This window comes from Herbivorax alkaliphila, from assembly GCF_030848475.1.
Classification (GTDB): domain Bacteria; phylum Bacillota; class Clostridia; order Acetivibrionales; family Acetivibrionaceae; genus Herbivorax.
Genome location: NZ_JAVDDS010000051.1, coordinates 1 through 24,346 on the forward strand (window position 1 = coordinate 1; position 24,346 = coordinate 24,346).

The 24,346-nt window shown below is 32.8% G+C and carries 30 protein-coding genes and 1 pseudogene; 24 read left to right on the forward strand and 7 right to left on the reverse strand.

Annotation, left to right across the window (positions count from 1 at the left end; translation table 11 throughout):
* Together RBH29_RS14605 and RBH29_RS14610 are read left to right on the forward strand one after the other, a co-directional pair.
* A partial coding sequence (locus tag RBH29_RS14605) for a hypothetical protein (RefSeq protein ID WP_306697672.1) occupies positions 1–646 on the forward strand: 646 nt, incomplete at its 5' end.
* Positions 647–660: 14 nt separating this feature from the next.
* The gene (locus RBH29_RS14610) at positions 661–981 is read left to right on the forward strand and encodes a hypothetical protein (protein WP_306697673.1); all 321 of its coding nucleotides are present in this window, start codon (positions 661–663) and stop codon (positions 979–981) included.
* Between the two features lie 233 nt (positions 982–1,214).
* Here the strand turns inward: RBH29_RS14610 and RBH29_RS14615 are convergent, their stop codons facing one another.
* Together RBH29_RS14615 and RBH29_RS14620 are read right to left on the reverse strand one after the other, a co-directional pair.
* Complete coding sequence (locus RBH29_RS14615; RefSeq protein ID WP_306697701.1) at positions 1,215–1,619, reverse strand: integrase core domain-containing protein; 405 nt, start codon at positions 1,617–1,619, stop codon at positions 1,215–1,217.
* A gap of 12 nt (positions 1,620–1,631) precedes the next feature.
* Entirely contained in the window at positions 1,632–2,222 is a 591-nt protein-coding gene (locus RBH29_RS14620) for a hypothetical protein (protein ID WP_306697674.1), read from the reverse strand.
* On the opposite strand from RBH29_RS14620, the gene RBH29_RS14625 reads away from it, so the two are divergent.
* The 4 genes from RBH29_RS14625 to RBH29_RS14645 all read left to right on the forward strand — a co-directional run bounded on the left by RBH29_RS14625 (position 2,216) and on the right by RBH29_RS14645 (position 4,909).
* Positions 2,216–2,623: a hypothetical protein gene (locus RBH29_RS14625; RefSeq protein WP_306697675.1), complete on the forward strand. Its 408-nt coding sequence runs from the start codon at positions 2,216–2,218 to the stop codon at positions 2,621–2,623. The two genes, RBH29_RS14620 and RBH29_RS14625, sit on opposite strands and share 7 nt — an antisense overlap.
* Before the next feature lie 264 nt (positions 2,624–2,887).
* Positions 2,888–3,544 (forward strand): RHS repeat-associated core domain-containing protein, encoded by a 657-nt coding sequence (locus RBH29_RS14635; RefSeq protein WP_306697676.1) that lies wholly within the window; start codon positions 2,888–2,890, stop codon positions 3,542–3,544.
* Positions 3,498–4,562 carry a hypothetical protein gene (locus RBH29_RS14640; RefSeq protein WP_306697677.1) on the forward strand — a complete coding sequence of 355 codons (1,065 nt, stop codon included), beginning with the start codon at positions 3,498–3,500 and terminating at the stop codon, positions 4,560–4,562. Before RBH29_RS14635 ends, RBH29_RS14640 begins: the two co-directional genes overlap by 47 nt.
* 11 nt (positions 4,563–4,573) lie before the next feature.
* Entirely contained in the window at positions 4,574–4,909 is a 336-nt protein-coding gene (locus RBH29_RS14645; protein WP_306697678.1) for an Imm8 family immunity protein, read from the forward strand.
* Between the two features lie 266 nt (positions 4,910–5,175).
* Here RBH29_RS14645 and RBH29_RS14650 read toward each other — a convergent pair whose 3' ends face one another.
* From RBH29_RS14650 to RBH29_RS14660, 3 genes are all read right to left on the reverse strand, one after another.
* Positions 5,176–5,769 (reverse strand): DDE-type integrase/transposase/recombinase, encoded by a 594-nt coding sequence (locus RBH29_RS14650; protein ID WP_306697679.1) that lies wholly within the window; start codon positions 5,767–5,769, stop codon positions 5,176–5,178.
* Between the two features lie 78 nt (positions 5,770–5,847).
* Positions 5,848–6,072, reverse strand: coding sequence for a hypothetical protein (locus tag RBH29_RS14655; RefSeq protein WP_306697680.1), 225 nt, complete (start codon positions 6,070–6,072; stop codon positions 5,848–5,850).
* Positions 6,059–6,457 carry a PIN domain-containing protein gene (locus tag RBH29_RS14660; protein ID WP_306697681.1) on the reverse strand — a complete coding sequence of 133 codons (399 nt, stop codon included), beginning with the start codon at positions 6,455–6,457 and terminating at the stop codon, positions 6,059–6,061. The genes RBH29_RS14655 and RBH29_RS14660 overlap by 14 nt, the downstream gene beginning before the upstream one ends.
* 676 nt (positions 6,458–7,133) lie before the next feature.
* On the opposite strand from RBH29_RS14660, the gene RBH29_RS14665 reads away from it, so the two are divergent.
* Both RBH29_RS14665 and RBH29_RS14670 read left to right on the forward strand, forming a co-directional pair.
* Positions 7,134–7,502 carry a DUF2089 domain-containing protein gene (locus RBH29_RS14665; protein ID WP_306697682.1) on the forward strand — a complete coding sequence of 123 codons (369 nt, stop codon included), beginning with the start codon at positions 7,134–7,136 and terminating at the stop codon, positions 7,500–7,502.
* 44 nt (positions 7,503–7,546) lie between these two features.
* Entirely contained in the window at positions 7,547–8,746 is a 1,200-nt protein-coding gene (locus tag RBH29_RS14670; RefSeq protein ID WP_306697683.1) for an SHOCT-like domain-containing protein, read from the forward strand.
* Positions 8,747–8,885: 139 nt separating this feature from the next.
* On the opposite strand, the gene RBH29_RS14675 is transcribed toward RBH29_RS14670, so the two are convergent.
* Positions 8,886–10,910, reverse strand: coding sequence for a transglutaminase domain-containing protein (locus RBH29_RS14675; protein ID WP_306697684.1), 2,025 nt, complete (start codon positions 10,908–10,910; stop codon positions 8,886–8,888).
* 277 nt (positions 10,911–11,187) lie between these two features.
* Here RBH29_RS14675 and prfA point away from each other — a divergent pair, with 277 nt between their 5' ends.
* The 11 genes and pseudogenes from prfA to RBH29_RS14730 form a co-directional block, all read left to right on the forward strand.
* Entirely contained in the window at positions 11,188–12,258 is a 1,071-nt protein-coding gene (gene prfA, locus RBH29_RS14680) for a peptide chain release factor 1 (protein ID WP_306697685.1), read from the forward strand.
* A 191-nt stretch (positions 12,259–12,449) separates the two neighbouring features.
* Entirely contained in the window at positions 12,450–13,196 is a 747-nt protein-coding gene (locus RBH29_RS14685; RefSeq protein WP_306697686.1) for a ZIP family metal transporter, read from the forward strand.
* A gap of 145 nt (positions 13,197–13,341) precedes the next feature.
* A complete protein-coding gene (locus RBH29_RS14690; protein WP_306697687.1) occupies positions 13,342–14,397 on the forward strand; it encodes an L-threonylcarbamoyladenylate synthase in 1,056 nt (351 codons plus the stop codon).
* 31 nt (positions 14,398–14,428) lie between these two features.
* Entirely contained in the window at positions 14,429–14,905 is a 477-nt protein-coding gene (locus RBH29_RS14695) for a low molecular weight protein arginine phosphatase (RefSeq protein WP_306697688.1), read from the forward strand.
* A 195-nt stretch (positions 14,906–15,100) separates the two neighbouring features.
* A complete protein-coding gene (gene rpiB / locus RBH29_RS14700; RefSeq protein WP_306697689.1) occupies positions 15,101–15,556 on the forward strand; it encodes a ribose 5-phosphate isomerase B in 456 nt (151 codons plus the stop codon).
* A gap of 6 nt (positions 15,557–15,562) precedes the next feature.
* Positions 15,563–16,192, forward strand: a complete 630-nt coding sequence (gene upp / locus RBH29_RS14705; RefSeq protein WP_306697690.1) for a uracil phosphoribosyltransferase — start codon at positions 15,563–15,565, stop codon at positions 16,190–16,192.
* A gap of 33 nt (positions 16,193–16,225) precedes the next feature.
* Positions 16,226–16,681 carry a deoxycytidylate deaminase gene (locus RBH29_RS14710; RefSeq protein WP_306697691.1) on the forward strand — a complete coding sequence of 152 codons (456 nt, stop codon included), beginning with the start codon at positions 16,226–16,228 and terminating at the stop codon, positions 16,679–16,681.
* A 161-nt stretch (positions 16,682–16,842) separates the two neighbouring features.
* Positions 16,843–17,976 carry an MraY family glycosyltransferase gene (locus RBH29_RS14715; protein WP_306697692.1) on the forward strand — a complete coding sequence of 378 codons (1,134 nt, stop codon included), beginning with the start codon at positions 16,843–16,845 and terminating at the stop codon, positions 17,974–17,976.
* Between the two features lie 233 nt (positions 17,977–18,209).
* A complete protein-coding gene (locus RBH29_RS14720; RefSeq protein ID WP_306697693.1) occupies positions 18,210–18,611 on the forward strand; it encodes a spore coat associated protein CotJA in 402 nt (133 codons plus the stop codon).
* Positions 18,612–18,628: 17 nt separating this feature from the next.
* Positions 18,629–18,907: a spore coat protein CotJB gene (locus RBH29_RS14725; RefSeq protein ID WP_306697694.1), complete on the forward strand. Its 279-nt coding sequence runs from the start codon at positions 18,629–18,631 to the stop codon at positions 18,905–18,907.
* A 3-nt stretch (positions 18,908–18,910) separates the two neighbouring features.
* Positions 18,911–19,009 (forward strand): annotated as a pseudogene (locus tag RBH29_RS14730) (manganese catalase family protein); the annotation flags it as partial.
* Between the two features lie 36 nt (positions 19,010–19,045).
* On the opposite strand, the gene RBH29_RS14735 reads toward RBH29_RS14730, so the two are convergent.
* Entirely contained in the window at positions 19,046–20,638 is a 1,593-nt protein-coding gene (locus RBH29_RS14735; RefSeq protein WP_306697695.1) for a recombinase family protein, read from the reverse strand.
* 480 nt (positions 20,639–21,118) lie between these two features.
* Here RBH29_RS14735 and RBH29_RS14740 point away from each other — a divergent pair, with 480 nt between their 5' ends.
* The 5 genes from RBH29_RS14740 (at position 21,119) to RBH29_RS14760 (ending at position 23,956) form a co-directional block, all read left to right on the forward strand.
* Positions 21,119–22,150 carry a hypothetical protein gene (locus RBH29_RS14740; protein ID WP_306697696.1) on the forward strand — a complete coding sequence of 344 codons (1,032 nt, stop codon included), beginning with the start codon at positions 21,119–21,121 and terminating at the stop codon, positions 22,148–22,150.
* A gap of 138 nt (positions 22,151–22,288) precedes the next feature.
* Positions 22,289–22,858 (forward strand): manganese catalase family protein, encoded by a 570-nt coding sequence (locus RBH29_RS14745; RefSeq protein WP_306697697.1) that lies wholly within the window; start codon positions 22,289–22,291, stop codon positions 22,856–22,858.
* A gap of 139 nt (positions 22,859–22,997) precedes the next feature.
* A complete protein-coding gene (locus RBH29_RS14750) occupies positions 22,998–23,327 on the forward strand; it encodes a hypothetical protein (protein ID WP_306697698.1) in 330 nt (109 codons plus the stop codon).
* Between the two features lie 53 nt (positions 23,328–23,380).
* Positions 23,381–23,623: an AbrB/MazE/SpoVT family DNA-binding domain-containing protein gene (locus RBH29_RS14755; RefSeq protein ID WP_306697699.1), complete on the forward strand. Its 243-nt coding sequence runs from the start codon at positions 23,381–23,383 to the stop codon at positions 23,621–23,623.
* A complete protein-coding gene (locus tag RBH29_RS14760) occupies positions 23,624–23,956 on the forward strand; it encodes a type II toxin-antitoxin system PemK/MazF family toxin (protein ID WP_306697700.1) in 333 nt (110 codons plus the stop codon).
* The last annotated feature ends 390 nt before the right edge of the window (positions 23,957–24,346 follow it).

A 24,346-nucleotide genomic window follows, 5' to 3' on the forward strand; every position in this document is an offset into this window, starting at 1 on the left:
AAGTTGGTATTATTCTGCGGGTGCTCCTGAATTGGGCGACTTTACATTTACTTTTTTTGAAACAAAGCAAAGAGGTTTCACAGAAAATGTAGTAGAAAACCATGTGGATAATATAGAAGCTTTTGAATTTGGTAATGCTGTTGCCACAGCTCTTTTAGGAGCTAAGGGGCTAAAGAGCGTCTTAAACATAAATAAAGGAAGTAGTGGTTTTCAGTTAAATCAAACTACAACAAGATTTAGTCTTGATGGAAGTGTAGCCTTAGCTAATGAAACAGTATTAATAATTCCATCAGAATTAGCAACTACTTCAGTATTCTTCTCTTCTTCAGTGGGTTCTGGTACTGGAGGAAACCAATTTGATAATAATGAGACAAAGGTTAAATATAAAATATCTGAAAAGGTTTGGAAGGAGGTAAAGAAAAAGAAAATTAAAGGTCTAAGGGGAAAATTTGAAAATGCTGCTGATAAAGGAATTGTAGGTCCGCGAGGACAGGAAGGAATAAAAGACATTAAGGGATTTAAATACAAAGACATTTCTTATGATTATGAAATAAAAATAACAGGCAAAGGGGTAGGTGATTTTCGAATTTATGGCAATGAAAACTCAGATGGAGTGATAGAATTTATAAAATTTGGGACTCATTAAGAAGGTGATGAATAATGCGTGTTAAAGAACTAAAAAAATTTATGAAAAAATATAATATTGAAGCTAAAGGTGTTGAATATTTTTATGATTATTTTAATGAATATAAAAACGAGCATCCAGAGGAATTTAATGAACTCTTTGACTGTTATGATTCAAGTAAGATAGAAACTTGGCTTCACAGTGTATCGCTAAAAGGATATAATTGGCCAGAACTAGATTATTGCAATGTGGTAATAGAGTTGAAAGTGTTATATAATGATGAAGAAATAGGGGTGTATCAGTTATTTTATGATTTAAATGGAAATATAACAGATGATGTACTGAGAATTCATTAAAAGTAAACGTCAAAGAGGTTCTTTCCAAAGTTATTGGAATTCAGGCTGTAAGTCTCAAAAATTCAATTGGGCTAAAATATGCACTAACATTTAACAAACGAAGCAAGCACAACATACAAATTTATACTTTTTAAACAATAATAACTTAATCAAAAAACAAGCACTTTGGCAATTAAAACCAAGGTGCTTGTTTTTTTGCATAACAAAATAAGCTATTGAAAAAGCTGTAACTGTTAGTCAACTTTTTTGTAGCTGTGATAAAGTCCTCCAAGAATTGGCTTTGAAACTAATTTAGTATCTTCTGCCTTAGTTTCTGGAGGTTTTTCTGATAAAATTGGAGTTTGGCAATTAAGTCCTTGACGTGTCCTGACAGGATGATAATAATCTTTTAAATAATTTTTGAGTAAATACTCCAAATGTTTCTGATTAAATGGAATAACAGGATTTAATAATTCAGCTTTTAATAGACCGACGGCTCTTTCACAAATTCCATTTTGCCAAGGTGATTTTATCCCTGTCCTTTTAGCCTTGATATTTGCATTAGATAAAAACTCTTTAAATAACTTTGATGTAAAAGTAGGATCATTATCATGAATTAAATACTTTGGTGTTTCACCAAAAGGTGTTGCTTCTCTTATTTGTTGTGCTACCTATGCCGATGATGGGTTAGTTGTAACAGCAAAGTGTTCAATCTTTCTTCTGTCATGGCTAATTATAATAAAGACATACAACACTTTAAAATAAAGAGTTGGAACAGTAAAGAAATCCATAGCCCAAATTTCCTTCCTATGATTTTTAAGGAATGTTTTCCAAGACTGTTTTTGCTTTTCACTCGGTGGCTTTCTAACTTTTGGTATATACTTAGCAATTGTATTTGGAGAAGGAGTATCAGTTATATTAAGGTCAACTAATCTTTCGTGTATTTTTTCAGGTGACAGCAAAGGGTTTTCCTTATGTATACGTTTGATAATCTCAATTGTTTTTCTTGAAATTTTAGGTCTACCACGTTTTTTAGACTTACGCATCCAGTGAAACTTGAAAGCTGTCTTATGCCATCCAATAACGGTTTCAGGCTTAACAATAACCAAATCCTCTTTCCATCTTGAATAAAACTTTGAAAGTAAAACCAATAACTGACGATATGCAGGTGTAACAGTTGGTTTAGGTATTTTTTTATCAATAATTTTTTGGGTTAAAAGATCTACTTTACTTCTAAGAACTATTATTTCAAAGAGTGACATCAAAAACTGTACCTGATATTGGCGAAATAACATTTGACTATGATATAATATATGATGAAAGTTTAGGATATGTAGCAGAGGTATCAACAGATCCTGAAGGCAATAAGACAACAAAGGTATATGACAGGGTAGGAAGGCTTAAACTTGTAAAGGATGGAGATATAAATTCTCAAGATACAACAACATACAATTACTATGAAGATGGAAGAAGAGAAAGTCTAGAATATCCTGATGGCTCAAGACAGGAATATAAATATTATGGCGATGGCCTGCTTTACAAACTAACCAATAAAAAGTCAGATGGAAGTATAATGGATACCTACACTTATGTATATGATGCTGCAGGTAACCAATTAGAAAAAGTAGAATATATAAATGGAGTAAATAAGGGTAAAACATAGTATACATACGATGACTTAAACAGGCTTAAAACTGTAACTGAACCAAATGGAAGGGTTACTGAGTATAGCTATGATGCATCAGGCAACAGAGAAGTTGAAATAATTGAATATAATAGCGATACAACAGTTAATACTTATGAGAACAACGAACAAAATCGTTTAGAAAAAGTAACAACAAGAGTTGATGGAAGTGTAACAGAAACAACTGTATATGATTATGATGCCAACGGTAATCAGCTTGAAGTCACAACAAATGGAAGTCTTGTGATAAGTAATACATATGATGATAAAAATCAGTTGGTAAGGACAGAAGCTAATGGAAAAACTGTTGTAAACACTTATAACGGTGAAGGCTTAAGGGTAGCAAAAGAAGTAAACGGATCTTTGACAAGATATTTATATGAGTATGATAAGGTAGTGCTTGAGGTTAATGGAGCAGGTCAACAGATTGCAAGAAACCTCTATGGTACAAACCTTTTAATGAGAACTGTTGAAGATGAGTCCTACTACTATATGTACAACGGTCATGCAGACGTAACAGCATTGATTAATGTAGCTACAGGAACTATCGATGCAACTTACTATTATGATGCTTTCGGTAACATCTTAGAGCAAACAGGAGATGTAAACAACAACATCACTTATGCAGGCTATCAGTGGGATGAAGAAACAGGACTGTATTACTTAAATGCAAGAATGTATGATCCTAAGATTGCAAGGTTCTTACAGGAGGATACATACAGGGGTGATCCGAATGATCCGTTGACATTAAACTTGTATGCGTATACTGCTAATAATCCGATTAGGTATTATGATCCAACGGGATACAGTTATGTAGAAATCTTTTGTATACCTTTTGGAAATCCAATAGACGGTGCTAGAACTGTATTTAACAGAGAAAAAAGAACAGAAGCATGTTGAAGTAATAGATGAGCATGGTACTGATTCAGAAAGGGTTTTAGCAAGGGTTTATGCTGGAACAGGTGTTGGTGCAACAGCTGGAATTGTTGCTACAACATGTGTATATACAGGACCTGTAGTTGCAGCAGGTTCACTTAAAGTAGCCGCTTCTTCCAAAACAGCAGCATTTGCTATGGCGAATGCTGCACCTATAGCATATGGAACTCTTGGAGTAACTGGTGGAGGAGCTGGGGCAATAGATAACATTAGAAAGAAAGAATACGAAAAATTACCTATGAATATTGCTATGATGGCAATGGGTGGACTTTCGTTATATGGTGCGTATGGTGCTTATAATTCAAATTATTCAAAAAGTATAACAATAAACAATCAGAATTACAGTACTCAGACTTCAAAAGATAGTCCAAAGTTAAAATATACATATATACCTAACGTTATGGAAAGAATAAAATACCATCTTTTTGGGACTCAACCTAGATTTGGAATAATTGACAAAATACCTAATGGCATCAAATTTGCTAATGACACAAACCTACCAAGCATAATTAGCTCTAATAATTATAGTATTGTACCTAGCATACCAAATTCGTTAGCAAATATTCCACTTAATCAATTAATGGCATTAAATACATTACCTAATGTGGTTAGCATGAATATTTATAATCAATTAGATACAGGAATTTTTAAGGGAACGGGTAATACTATAGGACGTGACCCAATGGATATTATCCAATCTGCACAAGAAGCGGGTAAAGGTAATACAGGTATTGGTAGCGGAACGTATTCTGAAGCATGGGATGCAGGCTATAGTTGGGCTGGTCCAAACTCAAAACCATTATATAATTCGAAAGGTGAACTAATAGGTTTAAGTAGTGAAGATGGTCTGAGAGCTTTTAGAGTTGATTATAAACCAAAATGGAATCAGTATCAGGCAAACTTCCAGCTTAATACCATAAATGATAGGACTGGTAAGGTAAGTCAAGTATTTAATGCACATTTGACAATTATTGATAAGTAGGAGGTCGTAATATGGTTTTACCAGATATAGTTGGAATGAATGTAATTTCAGAGAATTGGGGCAATGAATTAGATGATTTTTGGATTGTTGTACAAGTTGATATTGGCCCTCAAAATGGTAAAGGCTCTGAGACTTTCACATTTAATGTGACAAGTCCCAAAAGGTTGAAACTTGTTTTAGAAGGAAGTCATATTGAAATAGGTAGAGGACTACTCATAATGGATGATTACAACAAAAAAACTGTTCAAGAGACTGTTAGAAGGTTAGTAGAAAAATGTAAAGGAGAAACATGGGACGAGGTTGTTTTGGCTTTATGTAGGTATGCATATTGGGAATACGAAAACTAAAGTTTAATTTGTTTTGTTGTCAACTTCAAAAAATCAATTGAGCTAAAATACCAACTAATATTTAACAAATAAAACAAGTTGCCGATCTCAAAAATTAAATCGGATCAAAATATGAACCAATATTTAACAAGCAAAGCAAGTAAAACATACAGTTGTATACTTTTAAAACAATAATAACTTAATCAAAAAACAAGCACTTTAGTAATTAAAACCAAGGTGCTTGTTTTTTTACAGCACAAAATAAGCTATTGAAAAATCTGTAACTGTTAGGCAACTTTTTTGTAGCTGTGATATAGTCCTCCAAGAATTGGCTTTGAAACTAATTTACTATCTTCTAACTTAGTTTCTGGAGGTTTGTCTGATAAAATTGGAGTTTGGCAATTAAGTCCTTGATGTGTCCTGACAGGATGATAATAATCTTTTAAATAATTTTTGAGTAAATACTCCAAATGTTTCTGATTAAATGGAATAACAGGATTTAATAATTCAGCTTTTAATAGACCGACGGCTCTTTCACAAATTCCATTTTGTCTGGGTGATTTTACCCCTGTCCTTTTAGACTTAATATTTGCATTAGATAAAAAATCTTGAAATAACTTTGATGTAAAAGTAGGATCATTATCATGAATTAAATACTTTGGTTTTTTTCCAAAAGGTGTTGCTTCTCTTATTTGTTGTGCTACCCATGCCGATGATGGGTTAGTTGTAACAGCAAAGTGTTCAATCTTTCTTCTGTCATGGCTAATTATAATAAAGACATACAACACCTTAAAATAAAGAGTTGGAACAGTAAAGAAATCCATAGCCCAAATTTCCTTTCTGTGATTTTTAAGGAATGTTTTCCAAGACTGTTTTTGCATTGGCAGATAACTAAGACCAGAATCTCTATTAAAAGAAATCAGCCTTTTTTGTATATTAAAATTAAATATCCATACTAACTATTTAATATTAGACCACGTATTACTTGCCTTTTCAAAAACATCATCAAGGGACATATCTTTATAAATATCTTCTTGAATGCTCAAATAGTCTTCCTTTCCACTACTTTCAATTTGCCTAATAAATCTTAAAAAGCCAGCATAACCGAGCTCTTTTATCAATGCTTTAGAGCCCTTTTCAACAATTTCTCTATCACTAAATTTCATAGTTTCATTCGATAACATTTATTTTCATCTCCTTCCTCAAAAACTCAACAGGATTGAATAATTTTATATTATTAAGTACATATTGAATATTGTCCATATTACTGTTTAAGGTGCGTATAAGTCTATCATCACAAGTAATGAAATATTCACATCCTGCAAAGGCAGCTGTAGCAATATGCAAAGCATCTTTAATCCTAGCGTTGGAATTATCTATAATTATTTTTGCAACTTCTTTTATCTGTGGAGTTGGTGAAATAGCCACACTACATATACTAGAGAGTAATTTTATGTAACTTCTCCTATTAAGAAAAGGATTGCTACTATTTTCATCTTCCAAGATAAAAGACCAATAAAGGTCATAGTTGCCTTTCTCTATTAATTCAAAAATAATATCTATTGCCATCGTTTCAAATCTAATTCTAATTTAGCTTTGATCATCAAATATTCTGTTATATACATTCATATCAAAGTACAATTTCATGTTTTATAAACCTCAAGTAAGTCTTTATATTTCTATTATATCATATTTTACAAATGTTTACCCTGAAAAATTTAAAGTGAATCCGAAATATCTTATTTCTTATTTTATCAAAAAACAAGCACTTTGGTAATTTAAACCAAGGCACTTGTTTTTTTTGCATAACAAAATAAGCTATTGAAAAAGCTGTAACTGTTAGGCAACTTTTTTATAGCTGTGATATAGTACTCCAAGAATTGGCTTTGAAACTAATTTAGTATCTTCCACCTTAGTTTCTGGAGGTTTTTCTGATAAAATTGGAGTTTGACAATTAATCCCTTATTTGTTGTACTACCAATGCCGATGAAGGGTTAGTTGTTAATCTTTGCATTGAATTTGGAGCATTTTGGATGATTTTTAATATGAGATATACCAAGTTACTTTAGTGCACTTGTTTCAAATACCCATCTGGCAAAAAACAATCAAGTTTACAATTAGAATTAAAAAAATTAATTTTAAAATTAAAAATGTTTATCACACAATTGACAAACATTAAATAATATATTATTATAATAAATATAATGAAAAATGACAGAAGACTAAATATTTAAGGAGTGATTATATGAACAGGGAAGCACTGGGGAAATGCCCTGTATGCGATGGTGACACTTCAATAACAAAAATTAAATGCTCTAAATGCAATACAACCATTGAGGGAGAATTTGATTTATGTAAGTTTTGCAGACTTAGTTCAGAGCAAAAATTATTTATTGATGTGTTTATTAAATGCAGAGGGAATATAAAGGAAATAGAAAAGGAATTGGGAATTTCATATCCTACAGTTAAAAATAAAATTGAAGATGCAGTAAAAGCTTTAGGTCATAAAGTTGATGATAGAGCATCTGAATCTGCTAACAGGAAAGAGGTTTTAGACAGGTTAAACAGTGGAGAGATTTCTGCTGAGGAAGCTCTTGAGATGTTAAAAAAATAAATTATTTTTGTATAATAACAAAATAAAAAAGGAGGCGGCTAATTATGTCATTTGGTGAAGAAAAGATGTATATACTTAAAATGTTAGAAGAAGGTAAAATATCAAGTGAGGAAGCGGCAAGGCTTATTGAAGCTATAGAGCCTAGTTCGAAAAAAACAGAAAGTGACGTTAATGGAAGAAGAGATAAAAAAGCTAATTTCAACGAGGAAGTTTCAAAAGTTAAAGATAAATTAAATGACTGGAAAAAAGAATTTAAGAAGAATTATGATCAAAAAGATTTTGATAAAGCTGTTGATGAGTTTGCGGTTAAAATGGAGAAGTTTGGCAAGGGAGTAGCACATACTACTATGGGAGTGGCAGATAAAATAGTGGACTTTGTAGGGAGTGTTGTGGATACAAATGCTTTTAATGTTTTTGGCAATTATAAATCAGTAAGCAAGTCTTTTGAAATAGAAAATGCAAATGAAAACATGGAAATTGAAGTTGAAGGTATAAATGGACATATTTTAGTTAAAAAGCATGTGGATAACATTATAAAAATAAGAACTGTAATAAAAAGTCCTCAGGACAATGCTGATGAAATTTTAAATTTTTCGCAAAATGACAATTTAGTAGTGGCCAAGTACAATAAAATAGGTAATATAAGTGTTTCCCATGAAATATTTTTACCAGCTGTAAAATTTAAAAACATAAGTCTTGTAACTAAAAATGGAAAAATATATGTTGAAGATGCCCTAGCAGAAAATTTTAAAACATCTACAAGCAGTAGCAGTATAGACCTTATGGGGGTTACAAGTGATAAGCTGAGTGTATCAAATAAAAGTGGTAAAATTCAGTTTGGATATATCATAGGAAAAGACATAGATGTTAGTGCAGACAATTCAGTTATTGATATAAAACATATAAAAACTGAAAAAATGAATGCAGCTACTAAAAATGGAAAGGTGCTAGTTGAAAATATTCATCATTATGAAGATTCATCAAATATTGATATGCATTTAAATACTGTAAATTCGGGAATAAAAGTAAATATGAATGATATGGATGCAAGAGGATACAAGGTAAAGGCACATACAACCAATGGAGAGATTAATCTTTTAATACCTGAAATGACATATAAAAGCATAAGTAAACAAATGAAGAATAATTTTATTGAAGCAGAAAGCAATGAATATGAAGGGTTTGACAAGAAGGTAAATATTGTAGCTGAAACACAGAATGGATATATTGAAATAGCAAAATGAATTATTAGTAAAATCAACCTAATAGATAAAAAAGCGAAAGAGCATTTAGTCCATTTCGCTTTTTTATCTTGTTGTAAGACTCTATCGTAAGCTTTGATGCTTATCTTCTCATTAAACTGTGGCAGGCAGAATTAATAGCTCAGTTGTTATCTAAATCTCCAAGGGGATATCTTGAAGTAAAAAGATTATAAAAGGCAACTTCTGTTCCTTTGGTTAATTGGTTGTCCGGTGTTTTCTTTAGCTGTACTAATATATATAATTGTTTTGTTGTATTTTTTAGATTTAATATGCGTAAAACTCCATCTTCTGAAGCCACAAAGTTCTCAAAATTTTGTTCGTTCCACCTATCGCTTTCATAAGGATTTAAAGGCTCCCCTGATTCATTTAGCAAAGCTTTAGGATACACAGGCTTCTCTAAGGCACCATATAACTCAATTTCATTTGCACCCTCTGTCAATACTTCTGATTCTATGACAATTTTTTCATGAGAAGTTACAGGAATTTCATAGAGCATAAAGCCCCATCCTGCCACAATGCCACGCTGAGATTCTCCGTCAATAAGTTGGGGAAGATTGTTTTCTTCATTCCCATCATCAATAGAACCTTTAGGTTGTAGGGTTCTTTGGGATTCATTCAAAACATAACCATGGCTGCTGTCTACATGTATAAAGTCACCATCATATGAGCTTTTGCCTTTATGATCTACAAACAGATTAACAAAAATCAAGGATGAATCATTATTTAAGAAATGTGATGGATTTTTAATTTTATACTCATCTGGTCTTAATGCTAAAGTGCAATATTTTCTGTCGTTGTGAGTTTCGTTTAGATGATATTCATTCATTAGGTAGTCTCCCCAACCATCAATTACTATAGGAGTGATATTTCCTTCCACAGAAATTCCCATATGTATATCTCTTTTATCGGTATAAGGGTCGGTGCTGTCAAATTTCCACCAAATGCCGTTCCACCAATCTTCATTATTAGGTTTTTCGTCAGGATTATTAAAAGCAGCTTCTGCCCAGCTGTGATGTGTTTCCAACCAACCTGCTGATTTTCTTGAATACGTAGATCTAGAGGGGATTCCCATTGCTCTTATCAGTGCGGTAAGGGCACTTGCGTGGTTGCTGCAATCTGAGTTTTCTACAATATAGTGTTCATTGTCATCAAAACGGTTATTCCATCCAAGACCTAATGCTGCCCTTTCAGCAGTATAGACATCCAGTTCTTTTTTTGCCAAATCATCATTAAAAAATGACTCTAAAAAAAGATCAGAATCAATCATTGTGTTTATATTTCTATTCCATGGGAGTCGCTGCCCTACAACCTGATATGCGTGAGTTGTTGCTTTAAGTGGTGTAGTTGTGCTATCACCTTGAATATTAACTGCCATTTCAACAATTCTCTCTCCAAAAATACCATTGTGAATTCCCTTTCCACCTCTCAGACTCAATTCTAGTTTTGGAATATTTGGGTTTAAAACATAATTTAATTGATCGGTGTCGTAGTCAAAAGGACTTTCCATACTGTCCTCAAGGTCCTTCCAGTATTTATCTTGATAAGCCCATGTTATATAACCATTATATTTATCAGTTGTCAAAGTTTCTTCTGCCCATGAAGGGTCAAATATAACATATACCGTTACAAAGTTATTTCTATCTTCACCAATTTGCACCTGATAATTACCTATAGGTATGTTTTCAGGAATGTGTATGGAAACTCCATTTGATAGTTTATCAGGATTTCGTGTGATTTCCCAATTTTCATCTGGTAGTTTATCAAGATTTTCTTTATCTTCCCAACCAATATCTGTTACAGCTTTGCGATTTTCATCTTCTGGATGTTTGGGAAAATGAACAATAACTGGTGTGTCAGAGGATACATCCATATTCTTGTCTTCTACAAATATGGTAGTATCTCGACGGATAACAGCAGCATTTCTTACATTTTTTGCAGTAACACCATTCCAATTACCTGATTCTATAGGTTCATCATCAGTACCCGTCCAGCACTTGTATCTTTGTGTTTGGTAATTCTCATTATAAACAACTACCACACTGTTGGATGAGTCAAATTCATTATTGTGAAAAATACATGAATTTAGAATTAAAGTTAGAAACAGAATAATAACTGTAATTAAAAAAAGTTTTTTAAAACAGTACATTGTATTCCCCTTTCAAACTAACTTACCATATAAATTATAAAAAGATTTTGGATTAAGGTGGTGTATTGACGGTGACAAAAGATATATGATAATAGCTCGAATATTTTAAGTGTAGGGTCATTGTAACAAATATGTCAGTCAAGTTCAAATTCTTAGAGTGCATAGGGTGTATATAATAAATGTGAAAAAATATTCTTATTTTTGTAGTATAAAATATAAAGACATGATATAATATTTGATTAGGAATTTTAATATGTAAAAAAACTAGAGGTGTAATATGTTTGATAAACTTCAGGCTGCAGAGAACAGATATGAGGAAGTTAATCATAAGCTTAGCGATCCAGATGTAATTGGAGATCAGAATGAATACAAAAAACTAATGAAAGAACATTCTGATTTAGAAGAAATTGTCGCTAAATATGGTGAATATAAAAAACTAAATAAAGATATAGAAGAAGCAAAGGAGCTTCTTAAAGAAAAGCAGGAAAAGGACTTTAAGGAAATGGTAGAGCTAGAGCTTAAAGAAGCAGAAGAAAGTCTTGAAGTCGTAAAAGAAGACTTGAGAATTTTACTATTGCCTAAAGATCCTAATGATGATAAAAATGTAATTGTTGAGATAAGAGGCGGTGCAGGTGGAGATGAAGCTGCATTGTTTGCTGGAGTCCTGTTTAAAATGTATTCTAAGTATGCTGAAAGGTATAGATGGAGCACTGAGATACTTGACTCAAACCCAACTGAAATAGGTGGATTTAAGGAAGTAGTGTTTTTGATAGAAGGTAAAGGAGCATATAGTAGGTTAAAGTATGAAAGTGGAGTGCACAGGGTGCAGAGGATACCTTCTACAGAGGCAAATGGAAGAGTTCATACGTCTACAGTTACAGTGGCTGTTTTACCTGAAGCTGAAGAGGTTGATGTGGAAGTGGATCAAAATGACCTTAGAATTGACACGTACAGGTCGTCAGGAGCTGGTGGGCAGCATGTTAATAAAACTGACTCAGCTATAAGAATAACTCATAATCCAACGGGAATAGTTGTTGCGTGTCAAGATGAGAGATCACAGCATAAAAACAAGGATAAGGCTATGACCGTACTTAGATCAAAGCTTTATGAAATTGCTCAAAGGCAGCAAGTTGGAGATATTGCCGAGGAAAGAAAGAGTCAGGTAGGAACTGGAGATAGAAGCGAAAGAATAAGAACATATAATTATCCTCAGGGAAGAATAACAGATCATAGAATAAATCTTACAATTTATAAACTTGAGAATGTATTAAATGGTGATATTGATGAGATAATAGATGCTCTAATTACAACTGAGCAAAGTGAAAAACTTGGCAGTGGGGAAAAGTGAATTCATAAAAATGGGAAATTTTTAAGTAAATAAGAGATTGCCAAGAAATAACATTCGGTTCTCGTTGCCCAAAACCCATTAAATTACTGGATTTTTGTCCTTTAAAATACAAAGTTATTTCTAAGGCATTTCTAATATGTTGAACCTGTGAATATAATATAAGGATATTATATGGGGCTTGGGTGGATTTTGTGGATTATTTACTTAAAATAACTTTGATTGGGCTTGTATCCGGGATGATAGGAACAGGTATTGGTGGATTGACAGTCTTTTTTGTAAGTGCTATAAATAGACGTCTTTTGAGTTTGCTACTTGAATTTTCAGCAGGACTTATGACGGCAGTTGTCTGCTTTAAATTACTTCCAGAGGCCATTGATTTTGCAGGGCTGGTATTGACACTTGCAGGTGTAGCTGCAGGTGTTTTGTCAATTATATCTGTTGAAGAAGTTATGAACAAAAAGGATGGTAGAAAAGCTGTAAAAAAAAGGTCGGGACTTTTGAGAGCTGGTATACTGATGTCAATTGGAATAGCCCTTCATAATTTTCCTGAAGGATTTGCTATCGGGGCAGGTTTTGAAGCATCAGCAAGCCTTGGAATATTACTTACGGCGATAATTGTGATACATGATATTCCAGAAGGTGTTGCTATGGCTGTTCCAATGAAGCTTGGAGGTTACAGTTCTAAAAAAGCATTTATGCTTACATTGTTATCAGGTACACCTATGGGAATGGGAACTTTATTGGGGGCAGTTTTAGGAAGAATATCTACAGGCTATGTAGGAGTATGTTTGGGATTTGCTGCAGGAGCAATGTTATATGTGGTATATGCTGAACTTATAATTGAGTCAAAAAAATTATATATGGGAAGATTGCCGTCATTAGGTAATGTAACAGGTATCGTTTGTGGTATAATAATATCGATAGCGAGTAATGGCTAAGAAATAACATCCAATTCTCGTCGTCCAAAACCCGTTAGTTCATCGGGATTTTGTCCTTGAGAATAGGCGTTGTTTCTAAGGCATTTCTTAGCGAGTAATGGCTAAGAATTAACAGCCTTAATTAATTGTACAGGAGTAAATGCAATTGAAAACAGAAATACTTAAAGTAGATGAAAATAATATTGATATTGATAAGATAAGATATGCTGCCAGCGTTTTAAGAGATGGAGGGTTGGTAGCTTTTCCAACAGAGACAGTTTACGGTCTTGGAGCGAATGCTTTAAATGAAAAAGCTCTTTTGAAGATATTTGAAGCAAAGGGAAGACCATCTGACAACCCATTGATTGTGCATATTGGGGATAAAAAGGAAGCTTATAATTTGACAGAGCATATATTTGATTATGCTTTAAAACTTATGGATGAATTTTGGCCAGGGCCTTTGACGCTGGTTGCAAAAAAGACATCTAGTGTCCCGTATTCTGTAACTGCGGGCTTGGACACTGTGGCACTTAGGATGCCCAAAGATAAAATAGCCTTGAGCTTGATAAGGGAAGCTGGACTACCTGTAGCTGCTCCTAGTGCCAACTTATCAGGACGACCCAGTCCTACAACAGCAAAACATGTTATTGATGATTTAAATGGCAAAGTGGATGTTATTATAGAAGGTGGCAGTGCAAATATTGGGTTGGAGTCAACGGTTTTGGATATTACAGTTTTTCCTCCAATGATTTTAAGGCCTGGAGGAATTTTTAAAGAACAGCTACAAAATTTATTAGGAGAGGTAAATATTGATCCTTCTTTGATAGAAAAGAGCACGGGACATTTTATTCCAAAATCACCAGGTATGAAGTATAGGCATTACGCACCTGAGGCAGATTTAATTGTAATAGAAGGAGAACTTTTAAATGTTGCAGGAAAAATCAATGCTTTAGTAGAAGAGTATAAAAAAAAGGGGCTGTCTGTTGGAGTTTTGTCTACAGATCAAACCCAAAATTTATACAGTAAAGTCAAGGTGCTTTCTTTAGGCAGCAGGCTGGAGCCAGAAACCATTGCAGCTAATCTTTTCAAGGCTTTGAGAGATTTTGATGAGATGGGAGTACAGGTTATACTGGCAGAAGCAATTGAAGATAAGGGAATAGGTCTTGCAATAATGAATAGGTTGAAAAAGGCAGCAGGTTATAAGATAGTACATATATCTTAAGAATATTATTATCAAAAAAGGAGACGGCATAATGAAAAACATTCTTTTTGTATGTACTGGCAATACATGCAGAAGTTGTATGGCAGAAGGGATATTTAATCATGTTGTACAGGGAGAGGACAAGCTTGAGGGTGTTAAAGCTCTTTCAGCTGGAATATCTGCGTTTAATGGAGATGGCTCAAATCCTAAAGCCCAAAAAGTCTTAAAAGAGCTTTTTGGAATTGATGTAAGCAGCCATAAATCGATGCGGCTAAATGAAAAGGACATACAAAGGGCTGATATAATACTTACAATGACAAAAAGCCACAAAGAAATGATATTATCTATTATGCCCCAAGAAAAGGTTAAAACTTGGACTTTAAAAGAGTATGTTTTAGGTGATGAAAAAAAAGATGAAAGCATGGATGTAAATGATCCTTATGGAATGGATGAATTAGAATATAAAAAGTGTGCAAAGCAACTAAAATATCTTATTGATGGTTTGATTACAAAACTTAAAAAAGAGTGAATACAATTTTATTATAAGAAACATCTTTGAAATATTGTTCCTTACACTTATTAAATACAGCTAAGAGGCAAACAATTCTTTGACATAGAGAGCCTAATATTATACAATATATTTCTAAAGAGTGTGCTCAGGCTGGGGAGCATCTGCTAAATTGAACCATAGGGTTTTAAGCTAATTTTCTTGATGGAGGTTTATATGATACTGGCAATTGGAAGTGACCACGCAGGTTATGAATTAAAGGAAGAAATAATTAAATATTTAAAAGAGCAAAATATTGAGTATATTGATTTTGGAACATGTAGCTGTGAATCTGTTGATTATCCTGATTATGGACTTAAAGTTGCAGAAGCAGTTAAACAAGGAAAGTGCGATAGTGGAATTGTCATTTGTGGAACAGGGTTGGGGATTTCCATGTCAGCTAATAAGGTTCCCGGTATAAGAGCTGCTGTTTGTGCAAATAGTTATATGGCGAAAATGGCTAGAGAGCACAATGACGGAAATGTACTTGCTTTAGGTGCAAGAGTGGTAGGTGCAGGTCTGGCTCTAGACATAGTAGAAACATGGATTAATTCAGACTTTGAAGGTGGAAAGCATAAAAAAAGAGTTGATAAAATAAGCAAAATAGAAGAAAAATATTATAAAGAGGGGTGAGAAAAAATGGAAAATGTTATTGTTTTGGATCATCCTCTAATTCAGCACAAGATGTCGCTTTTGAGAGATAGAAATACCAGGACAAAAGAGTTTAGAGAGCTTGTTTTAGAAATATCTATGTTGATGGGGTATGAAGTTACAAGACAAATGCCTTTAAAGGAGGTAGAAATTGATACTCCTGTAGGAATAGCAAAAACAAATGTTTTATCAGGTAAGAAGTTAGGTATTGTACCTATATTAAGAGCAGGACTTGGAATGGTAGATGGACTACTAAAACTTTTACCTATGGCCAAAGTAGGTCATATAGGTTTATATAGGAATCCAGATACATTAAATCCTGTGGAGTATTATTGTAAATTACCTGACGATGTAGAAGAAAGAGAAATAGTTGTTTTAGATCCTATGCTTGCTACTGGAGGTTCGGCTTCTTATGCTATAAAGTACTTAAAAGAAAGAGGCGTAAAAAACATAAAGCTTATGTGCCTCATAGCATCAGTAGAAGGTATAAAAACAATTAATAAAGATTATCCTGATGTTACCATATTTTCAGCTGCAGTTGACAAAAATTTAAACGAAAAAGGCTATATAGTTCCAGGTCTTGGAGATGCAGGGGATAGATTATTTGGAACAAAATAAATTTTTTTAAGTCAAATAATATGGAGGGGTTGCATGAGGCCGTCTTGGGATGAGTATTTTATGGAAATAGTGGAGCTTATTAAGAGTAGATCCACTTGCTTAAGGCGTCAGGTAGGAGCTTTGATTGCAAAGGACAAGAGAATTCTTGCAACAGGGTACAATGGTGCCCCTATAAATTGTATGCACTGTGAACAAACTGGGTGTTTGAGAGAAAAGCATAAAGTCCCTTCAGGACAGAGACATGAACTGTGTAGAGCTATACACGCAGAACAAAATGCAATAGTTCAAGCTGCATATTCAGGAACAAGCGTAAAAGATGCAACACTGTATGTTACTAATCAGCCATGTGTGATGTGTGCAAAAATGATTATAAATGCAGGAATAGAAAAAGTTGTTTTTAAAGGAGATTATCCTGACAAGATTGCAATGGAACTATTAAAAGAAGCAAGTGTTAGGGTAATTAAATATGAGAATATTAAAAAAGTGTGACGATTTAAATTAATTAAAGAAATATAACCTTTTTTCTCAAAAAAAATGATATAGTATAGTAGATGGTTATATTAAAAAAGCAAGATTGAGGAAAATGTATATCTTACTAAAGATACGATTAAGGATTTTAAAATCCTAATTAAGAAAAGAAGGTGTTTATTGTGGAATACGACTATATTATTTCCTTTGCACTTGCATTTATTGTAGCTTTTTCGTCAACACCTATAGTGAGAAGAATTGCCTTTAAAATAGGGGCAGTTGATGTTCCTAAAGATGCGAGAAGAATGCATAAAAAACCCATTGCAAGACTGGGAGGCATGGCTATTTTTTCAGGATTCATTGTGTCTTTAATGTTTGGAGTGGTGAGTGCACTTTTAGATGTATCAGGAATACTTCCAACTAGACAGTTGTTAGGACTACTTGTAGGCGTATTTATTATAGTGGCGATTGGTATTATTGATGATGTAAAGCAATTAGGAGCAAAATTCAAGCTTGTATTTCAAATAGCGGCAGCATTATCTGTTGTGATTATTTCGGGTACGAGAATTACAACTCTCACTAACCCTTTTGCAAGTGGCGGAGTATCACAATTAAATGATGTATCATCATATATATTAACAATTCTCTGGATTGTTGGAGTAACTAATGCAATAAATCTTATAGATGGACTTGATGGGCTTGCAGCAGGCGTGTCTTCTATATCCTATTTATCACTGTTTTTTATTTCAATTTTAAATGGAGAAGCAAGCGATGCAATTATTATAGCTATACTTGCTGGTGCTACGTTAGGTTTTCTGCCGTATAATTTTAATCCAGCAAAAATATTTATGGGGGATACGGGGTCTACATTTTTAGGTTTTACTTTGGCGGTTATTTCCATTCAAGGTATGATGAAAACATATGCTGCATTTTCTATAGCCATACCGTTATTGGTTTTGGGCTTGCCATTATTTGACACCGCTTCTACTATAATCAGAAGAATTTTAAAGAGAAAACCTATCATGGAAGCTGATAGAGAACATTTACATCATAGGCTCATTGATATGGGACTTTCGCAAAAACAATCTGTAGGAGTGATGTATACAGCAAGTGCAGCTTTAGGACTTTGTGCAGTTGTTTTAACTGATAGAGGAGTTTTAGGTGCAATTGTGCTTATTGTTTCCATTTCAGTATTTGTTATTGCAGGTGCAAGATATATGAATGAAATGGAAGATATAGAGATAGATAAAAAGGACGAAATTAAAGAGACCATTAATAACATTTCAATTAAAGAAGTCAAAGATGCCGAGAACTGATATACTATTTTAAGATTAGTATATTTTGTATCCTTACTTAAAACAGTCAAATGTCTTGGCAACATCAAACTTATTTTAATTTATGCTAAAAACAAATAGAAACATGTAACTATTTCACATAATCCTTAATATTATGTATAGTAGATATCTTGCCAAAGGGAAGATTTGCATAAGTTTAAATTTTTTGTGCAAAAAATCCGGTGAGGGTATAACAATTAAGGAGGTCTGTGATTATGGCAGAAAAATGGACAGACGAAAACAATATGTCAACAGACGAAAATAATGTGTCAAATGAAAATAATATTTCAAATGACAATGATGTTAGAGAAGAAATTTCAAATTCTCAAACATCTTATGAAGAGGAGAGGCTGCATCCAGAGATGCCTGATATGAAAGGTATGTCTCAAATGCCCTATACGCATGGCATGCAGCAGATGTACTCTATGCACACAATGCCTTGTGTGCCCCAGGAAACTGTTTTAAGAAATGTAAAGCTTGCAAGAGCATATGTTCCTTTTCAAAGGTTGTGTAATGTTTATTCACCAATTGAATCGTTAGACAAAGGAACTGCATTTCCAGAACTATACAGCCCATATAAGGGTGTGGATAAAAATTATAAGCCACCGAGAATGTAATTAAAGGAGGGTAAAATATGCATAATAGACAGGAGTTGCTAAAACAATTGACTGCCCTTGATTTCATGGCTGTAGATCTTCAACTTTTTCTAGACACACATCCATGTGACAGGGAAGCACTTTGTAAATATAATTCTGTAGTGTCTCAAGCTGCTATGCTAAGGCATACATTTGAGAGATTGTATGGGCCTTTATGCTCGTATAGATCAAGCAGTCAATATCCATGGCAGTGGATATGTGATCCATGGCCTTGGAATTATAGTTTTAATTTTAGTCTTGCAGGAGAGGAGAGATAGTTTGTGTGGGTATATGAAAAAAAACTGGAGTATCCAGTAAAAATAAAAAAACCTGATCCTAAAATGGCAAAGTTTATAGTTACACAATACGGTGGGCCGGATTTAATGTTTTTATATCATAAGGGGTAGTGAAATTTTTTAGTCAAATGTATAATCTATTTTAATGGAATAATCACTGCTTATTTCCACTCGTTTTATTATTTTTTTTACAATAAATTCTTTTATATCGTAATCGGCGTTATCAAGGTTTTCTATTATATTAAAAACTTTGTACTTAATAAATTCAAATTTTTTATCTGAGTCAAAGGAACTGTTATTTATTTTATTTGCTAGATCTATCTTATCAATAAATTCTTTTTTTCTGTTTCTCAACTCCTGCATTCTTATGTTATATTCTTCAATAGAAATAATATCTTTTTCGTAGGCCTCCTGTTGCTTTTTTATAGCTATAAGTATTGATTTAAGATTTAATTCAAGATGTTTTAAATTATCATCACTAATATTTTGGTTTAAGTTGAGATACTTTTTTTCTATAATTTTGTGTATTAATTCCCTATCATTAAAAAAGCTTTTTATTTTTGAAATAATAAGGCCATTGACTTTCTCCATATTCCAGTACTTGGTTTTGGTGTCGCAAATACCATATCTATTTTGATCTACATAGTAGTAAAAATTTTTTGTTTTATTATAGGAAGTTTGTTTGCCGCCATAAATTTTTCCATTGCATATGTTGCAATATAGGAGTCCGGATAGTAAATATTTTTTCTCCCCTGTCCATTCTTTGCAAAACTTTTTTTTGCGAGTTTTAAACTTGTCTATAATTTGATTGTATTCCTCAAAAGCTATAAGAGGCTTATGAGTATTATGGCGTACTATCCACTCTTCTTGAGGACGTACAACTCTTTTTTGTTTCCCTGAGCTGTCTCGTATTAGGGTTGTGGCATTGTATATTGTGATTCCAAGGTAAACGGGGTTAGTTAAGATTGCCTTTATAGTATTTGTATGCCAAGTTTTGACCCTTTTTGATGGAATTTTTTTTTGGTTTAGCCATTTGGATATTTTAAGCTGCCCCCAGCCATCTAAAAATTTTTCAACAATAAGCCTATATATTTTTGCTTTTTCAAAATCAATAACAAGGTGTTGTTTGTTTGGGGACAACTTATATCCGTAGGCAGGAGAGCCAACATTAGTTTTGCCCTCCCGTGCCTTTAGCATTTGAGTTACTTTAACCCTTCCAGCAGTCGTTTTACGCTCTTTTTGAGCTAATGCGGCATAAATTATTAGTAAAAATTCATCATCGTCTACTCTGCTGTCATAGTTTTCCTTTAATGATATAAAAAAAGCACCATCACTTTCAAGGCTTCTTTTTAGATCAAGTATGTCCATAATGTCTCTAGAAGTTCTTGCAATTTCTTTTGCAATAATACCTTTTATTAGACCTGATTTAATATCCTGTTTAAGTTGTTGCATTTCATTTCGCAAATAGGAAAAACTGCCGCTTTTAATATCAATGTAAAAATTTAAAAGGTTATATCCGTTTATTTTTGCCCACTCATTTAAAATTTTTTTTTGGTTTTCTATTGATGTAAGTTGAGCTTCCTTTTTAGTAGAAACTCTTATATATCCTCCTACGTTAAGTCCAATTTTCCCAATGGTTTTATGAGGGTCGACAAGGCTTGATAGATTGTTACAACTGACAAGTGGAGGAATATATTCTATTTTGTCAGTCATAATCTTTTTTCACCTCTTTTTTTTTAAATATTTCCCAATGGCAGAGGGCTCTTGTCATTAAGAGTTCAATAATATCATTTAAAAGCTCGATTTTTGACATATTTCCTAACCTCAATTGATTAATATAGCTTTATATAATATAATATTCATATAATGGTTTGTACTATGATTTTAAATAAATAAAATCTGTACTTGGATTGTGGTAAAAGCTCTAATGTCAAAGTGTTGAAAACTGCTAAAATGAAGACAGCGACAATATGTTCTCAAAGGATGTTTAATGTAGTTGGTGATATAAAATTTTACAAAAAACAAAGCTTTTGAGGAATAGATGTTTTTAATTTATTTGTACTATGTTGACACAAATATTACTATATAAAAAGATTGCTTGACATTTTGAATGATAAGTTGTGTGTATTAATTAATAGGTTGGTTTTTATATGTATTATTTTAATTGACATATTTAAAAAAAGGAGTGATTTTATGGGTAATAAGAAAGATATAAACTTATTACCAGAGGAGTATAGATCCGCATCGCAAAGGTCCTCAATTGGAAAAAAGAAAGAAGGAATATTAGCCAAGGAAGTAAGCGATGGAGTAAAAGGATTAATGGATATGATATCCTCCAGGGTTTCATCAATTCAATATGAAAAAAGCAAGCATAAGATAACTGAGTTTTCAAAAAACCTAAAATATAAACTAACTGGTAATTTACAGCAAAATACTGGTGTTAGACTCAACTTGATTCAATATCTTAAAAATCATAAGCTGAGAAGATTAGAAAAAGTATTGGGGCTAGAAAAAAGAGATTTAATTGTATCAAGTAAAATGAATTATATGTACTGTACTGATACTGGAAAGGTTGTTATTGTTGACAAGGACATAGGGGGAGAGCCGTGTTCTATTACCATAAAAGAATCTCAAAAGGTAACTATAAAGTGTGTGAAATTTTTCAGGGATTATCCTTTTGTCTTTCCAGCATTTAGTGAGAAGAATTTAAAAGGAGATGTAGTTTATGTAGATACAAATGAGATTTGGTATGTGGATAAAGGTGAAGCTACATTGGTTTTATTTAAGAATAATGAGCCGGTATTTTTGAAAATAGATTTAGAGAAACTACAATACAATAAAAATTATAAAGAGCTAACTAATTATCTTAATAATCACAAGATGCTGTATCTAAATAAAGATTTAAAAGAATTATTAATTGAAAAGAGAGGTCTTGCGGTTGAGGATATATTAAAAATCAGCCTATCGTATATAATATATAAAGAAGATGAGCAATTTAGAGTCTTATTGTTAGATGGTGATAAAAATATATACAATGAAGTAAAAATGAATAAGCTTCCTAATGTAAATGAAGAGGCTTGGGATATTTTGTTTTCAAGAGAAATTTATGATTATATAGTGGAAAATGGGTATTCTTTTGATAATTTCAGGCAGGATGAGGACTGTATAGAATACTGCCAAGAAATAGGGGATAGAAAAGTATGCGTTATGAGGTGTAAAATATAAAAATAAAAAAACATAAAAGGTTCTGCCCGTGATTTTGAGGGGAAGCATAATGAAAATCTACGGGTTCTTTTGTATATCTTATCTATTATAAATATAGTTCAATTCTGTGAGTGAATTTTTGGCTACTAAAACAATATAATGTTAAAATTCAAAAAACAACTTTTAATAATGTTTTACTATAAAAATATTAAATCAGGTGGGCCAGATGGAGAATTAGCGGCTTCCCTTAGATATTTAAGCCAGAGATTTTCAATGGTAACACCACAGGCAAGAGCCATATTAAACGATGTAGGTACAGAGGAACTTGCTCATCTTGAAATGGTAGGATCTATGGTTCGACAGTTAATTGAGGGTGCAAGTATTAATGAAATAAAGGCAGCAGGTCTTGAAGAGTACTATGCAGATCACGACAGAGCAATTTTCCCAGTGAGTGCTGCTGGAAATCCATTTACAGCAGCATATATTCAATCAAAGGGAGATCCTATAACAGATCTTACAGAGAATATGGCAGCAGAGCAAAAGGCAAGATCAACTTATGAATATTTAATAAATATGGTAGATGATCCTGATGTAATAGATCCACTTAAATTTTTAAGAGAAAGAGAAGTTGTTCACTTCCAAAGGTTCGGTGAGGCACTAAGGATTGTACAGGAATATTTAGATAGTCCTAAACTTCATCAAATGCCAAAACCTGAATGTATGAAGTAATTATCATAAATCCAAATTTCGTGCCAGAAGGTGCGAAGTTTGGATTTATTAGGGTGTAGAAATTTATAAAAACTCATGATAGATAATATTCTTGAAATGAAAAAAGCTACTACTTAAATGGTTAAGTTAATTTAAGAACTTGCAAACGATGATATATGTATATTTTATTTCAGAAGTTAAAAATTGCGAACATTGTTTAAAGGCGTTTAAGAAAGGAAAGGTCGAAGAAAGAAATTTTCATAGTAGTGTTGCCTTGTACACTGTGGGAGATGGAGCGAAGCTAGTAGTGGATTTTGAACCCTATAGGGCAGGAATGGATGAAGCCTCAAAAGATGAAGGAGAACTTACAACAGCAAAACGTTTAATAAAGAGAGTTGTAGCGGAGCATAAAAATTTGATTGATGTTGTAGTATATGATGCTATAGCCTGTAATTCAGAATGGATATTACGAATTGAAGATATTGAATAGAGTGTTGACATTTAGTATATACCAAGTATATACTAAATGAAAGGGGTGATTTTATGAAGACTGCAATAAAGAAATGGGGAAATAGTTGTGGGGTTAGAATTACGAAGGATGCTCTTGAAAAAAGCAATTTGAAAGAAAACGATATTGTTGAGATTATAGTTAGAGATAATGAAATTATATTAAAACCACTCAAAAAGAAACATAAAAGCCTTGTTGAAAGATTTGAAGAATATCAAAAAGAATACAACCCTTCTGAAATTGGTTGGGGACAAGCAGAAGGGAATGAGGTGTGGTAGATGTTTGAACAAGGTGATATTATAAAAATAAACTTAAATCCTACTAAAGGTCATGAGCAAAGAGGAGAAAGATCTGCATTAATTGTTAGCAATAATGAGTTTAATCAAAGGACTGGTGGGATGGCTTTTATTTGTCCTATTACAAATACAAATAAATCATTCCCACTTCATGTACAATTGGACAATAAGAAAAAAACAACTGGTGTTATTATGTGTGATCAAATAAAAGCGGTGGATTTAAAGGCTAGGGGTTATGTAAAAATAGAGAATTTAAATAAGGAGATGCTAGAGGAGGTAATTGATATATTAAACGGTTGTCTCGAGATAATTTAAAAATCGAAAATGTTGCATGGATAGACAGAGGTTTAGTCTTTGGGGTTAAAACCTCCGAGTTTAAGCACTTTTGAAAGAGTTTTCAAAGTGACATTAAATTCGGAGGTTTTTGTTTCAAACAAACCATTACAACACTTTCGTATAATAAGCATTCACTTTCAAAAACTACTTTGCTGGTCGTTTAAGAAAGGACGCAACATCTGTGTTAGCAGAATATGATACTTAAGTTAGGCGTCAAGCTTTTTAAGCAATCACCTAAGGTGTTGCAAGGAGAATTAGACGTAACCTTTGCTTTATATATTCCAAAGAATATTTTAGCATTAGAGTATTGATTAGTAAAATAAAAAAATAAATATGTTTATCTCCAAGTAAAAACTTGATGATAAACAT